Annotated in this window: 3 protein-coding genes; 1 reads left to right on the top strand and 2 read right to left on the bottom strand. The window is 73.6% G+C overall.

Annotated features, from left to right (window positions below):
* Window positions 1-125: 125 nt before the first annotated feature.
* The gene (locus E1265_RS34905) at window positions 126-1586 is read right to left on the bottom strand and encodes a hypothetical protein (protein ID WP_132934968.1); all 1461 of its coding nucleotides are present in this window, start codon (window positions 1584-1586) and stop codon (window positions 126-128) included.
* Between the two features lie 136 nt (window positions 1587-1722).
* On the opposite strand from E1265_RS34905, the gene E1265_RS34900 reads away from it, so the two are divergent.
* A complete protein-coding gene (locus E1265_RS34900) occupies window positions 1723-2697 on the top strand; it encodes a carbohydrate kinase family protein (RefSeq protein WP_132934967.1) in 975 nt (324 codons plus the stop codon).
* Between the two features lie 178 nt (window positions 2698-2875).
* Here the strand turns inward: E1265_RS34900 and E1265_RS34895 are convergent.
* Window positions 2876-3661, bottom strand: a 786-nt coding sequence (locus tag E1265_RS34895) for a cysteine desulfurase/sulfurtransferase TusA family protein (RefSeq protein ID WP_132934966.1), incomplete at its 5' end; no start/stop codon positions are given.

Raw genomic sequence — 3661 nt, 5'->3', positions numbered from 1 at the left:
GTGGGTGGGCTTCACGCGCCCGTCGGGTGGGCCGCCCGCCGGAACGGCGCCCGCGCCGCCAGGCGACCGCGCCGGCGGAGCCGGGAGAGGGCGGGTGAGTGGGGTCGATCCCCCGCCCGGGACCCCTAGCGCACGGACAGCTCCGCGCCCGTCGGGTCTACCAGGGTCCGGTCGCCGATCGGGGCATCCAGCGTCAGTTCGCCCGTCTGCTCCTCGGCCAGCGCGATGCACTCGCGGCCCGGCTCCGGGTCGACCGGCTCGACGCTCACCCGGACCGTGTCCTCCGACTCCTCGGCCACCAGCCGGTGCTCGTCGCAGACGCCGGCCCAGTAGGTGACCGTCAGCGACGTGGCGTCGGACTCGTAGGACTCGACCGACATGCCGGTGTCGAGGTCCTGCTCTCCACCCTCACCCGGCGCGACGCCGTCGCCCTCCGCGCCCTCGCCCGGATCGGCGGGCGAGCTGCCGCCGTCCTCGCCGGACTGGGTCTCCGCCTGGCGGTAGTCGACCGCCGGCCAGGTCGCCACGACCGTGCCGTCGTCCGGCAGGGTGACCTCGAAGAGCCAGGACGGCACCAGCACCGGCTCGTTCTCCGACGTGTGCAGGACCAGGCCGAGCTCCGCCGCCGTCTCAGCCGTCGCCGGCAGCTCGTCCGTGGCCGAGGCGCACTCCAGCAGCTCGTCGTCCATCGGCGGCATCGGGGCCGGCTCGCCCTCGGCGAACGGCACCGGCTCGGCGACGCCCGCGCACTGCGGCTCCGCGTAGCCGACCACCGGCCGGTTCGGGTCCGAGTTGTACGCGTCGAGCGCCTGCCGCGCGCCGACCGTCGCCCGCTCCTCGGCCGCCTCCGGCAGGGCGAGCGCGCCCGTGGCGCCCTGGAGCGTCCCGTAGGGGCCGATGTAGAGCGTCGTCTCGAGGCCGACGGCGGGCAGCCCGTCGAGCAGCGGCACCGCCTCCACCGTGCGCACCGGCCCCTGCACCGTGTCGGCGCTGATTCGGGCCGTTTCATCGTCGAGGCCGAGCACCGTCAGCACCGGCTCCGCCGTACGCAGCGCCTCCTCCGCGTCGACCGGATCGCCGCCGGGCTCCGATTCCCAGGCGACCTCCCCAGGGGTGTAGGTCCAGCCGCCGGGCGCCTCCGGCCACACCGTGAGCGATGACAGGGCCGGGTCGTCGGTCGGGGTCGACCAACTGCCGTCGTCCCGCTCGTCCAGCTCGCCTTCCACGTCGAGCGCCGCCGCGAGCGCCTCCGCCGTCTCCCGCGACACCGCGTCGTCCTGGTACCGGTAGACGGCCGCGCTCTCCGGCGCGCTCGGCAGCTCGCCGGCCGGCACGAGGGTCGCGATCCCGAGGTCGGGCGCCCCCACCGCGTCGTCGAGCACCAACTCGGCCGCGGACGTCTCGCCCTCGCCGCCGGCCGCCGGCGGCGTTCCCTCCGGATCCTCGTCGCCCCAGAGCCCCTGCGCCGCGAACAGGCCGCCCGCGATAAGCGTGACGGCGGCCGCGACCGCCGTCACCGCCGGCCACCGCCGGCGCCTCGACTCGTCCGGCTCCTCCGGAGTCTCGACGGTCTCCTCGTCAGCCACGCTTCTCTCCCCGCTCGTCGCGCTGATCAGTCATTTGATATGCCCGTTGGACGGCGGTCGGCGAAACGCGGTTCCCCACCGGCGGCTGCCGATAGCCTTGGATTCCCTACGCCGATCTCCAGGAGCGAGAATCACCGTGCGCATCGCCGTATCAGGTTCCATCGCCAACGACCATCTGATGACCTTTCCCGGTCGCTTCGCGGACCAGCTCGTCGGCGACCAGCTCCACACGGTCTACCTGTCGTTCCTGGTCGACACGCTCGAGGTGCGGCGCGGCGGGGTGGGCGCCAACATCTGCTTCGGCATGGGCCAGTTGGGCGCCAACCCGATCCTGGTCGGCTCCGCCGGCGCCGACTTCGACGAGTACCGGGCCTGGCTCGACCGGCACGGCGTGGACACCGGCTCCGTCCGCATCTCGGAGATACTGCACACCGCGCGCTTCGTCTGCACCACCGATGCCGACCACAACCAGATCGGCTCCTTCTACACCGGCGCCATGAGCGAGGCCCGGCTGATCGAGCTCAAGACCGTGGCCGACCGGGTCGGCGGCCTCGACCTGGTACACATCGGCGCCGACGACCCCGAGGCGATGCTGCGGCACACCGAGGAGTGCCGCACCCGGTCCATCCCGTTCGCCGCCGACTACTCCCAGCAGCTCGCCCGGATGGAGGGCGAGGAGATCAGGACCCTGACCGAGGGCGCCGCCTACCTCTTCAACAACGAGTACGAGAAGGCGCTCATCGAGACCAAGACCGGCTGGTCGGCCCAGGAGGTGCTGGAGCGGGTCGACGTCTGGGTCACCACGCTCGGCGCCCGCGGCGTCCGGATCGAGCGGCTCGGCGAGCCGACCATCGAGGTCCGCTGCCCGGAGGAGAACGTCAAGGCCGACCCGACCGGTGCCGGGGACGGTTTCCGCGCCGGCTTCCTCGCCGGGCTCGCCTGGGGCGCCTCGCTGGAGCGCAGCGCCCAGGTCGGCTGCATGGTGGCCACCCTCGTCATCGAGACCGTCGGCACCCAGGAGTACACCCTCGCCCGCGGCCCGTTCATCGAGCGGTTCGCCAAGGCCTACGGCCAGGAGGCCGCCGACGAGGTCCGGCCGCACCTCCTCTAGGTCCTGTCCTGTCGATCTTGTCGGATCAGCCCGCGGCGTCAGACGCGGTGCATCGCAAGGCGCCGGATCGCTGCTGATACTTGGCCGTATTCGCGCGATTCGGTAACGCAGCGAGGTGCCGTGTATGGCGTCGCGGGCCCGCCGAGATCGGCAGGACGGGGCCTAGGCCGGCCAGAGGTCAGGCCAGGCGCCGCACCCGGTAGGTGTGGTGCGTCGGCTCGCCCAGATACTCCTGGCCGCGCATCGCGCACCAGGCCGGGATGTCCAGGCGGGCCGCCTCGTCGTCGGCGAGCACGGTCACCACCCCGCCGACCGGGACGCGACCGACCGCCTTGGCCAGCTCGATCACCGGCACCGGGCAGAGCTTCCCCAGCGAGTCCACGGTCACGGACTCCTCACCCTCATCGCCCTCATCGCCGGACGAGGGCACCGCCGCGGGCGCCGGCCCGGTGGGCGAGGCGCCGAGCCGGCCCCGCACCTCGGCCACCACGCCGGGCAGCACCGCCAGGAACCGCTCCACCTCCTCCTCCCGCGTCCCCGGCGGCAGCGACACCCGCACGTTCCCCTCCGACAACACGCCCATCGCACGCAACACGTGGCTCGGCGTCAACGTGCTCGATGTGCAGGAGGAGCCGGAGGACACCGCGAACCCGGCCCGGTCGAGGCCGTGCAGCAGCGCCTCCCCGTCCACGTAGAGACAGGAGAACGTCACCACGTGCGGCAGCCGGTGCACCGGATCGCCCACCACCGCCACCTCGGGCACCAGCTCCGGCACCCGCCCTCTGACCAGCTCGACCAGGCCGCGCAGCCGCGCCCCCTCCTCGTCCGCCGTCGCCCGCACCGCGCGCAGCGAGGCGGCCGCCGCCACGATCGCCGGGATGTTCTCGAAGCCGGGGGCCCGCCCCGACTCGCGCTCGTCCACCGGTCCGCGCGGCGCGAAGCGCGTGCCCTTGCGGACCACGAG

The organism is Streptomyces sp. 8K308 (assembly GCF_004348315.1).
In the GTDB taxonomy this organism is placed as follows: Bacteria; Actinomycetota; Actinomycetes; order Streptomycetales; family Streptomycetaceae; genus Streptomyces.
The sequence above is the reverse complement of the archived record's forward strand: the minus strand, read 5'-3'. Positions and strand labels throughout refer to the sequence as shown.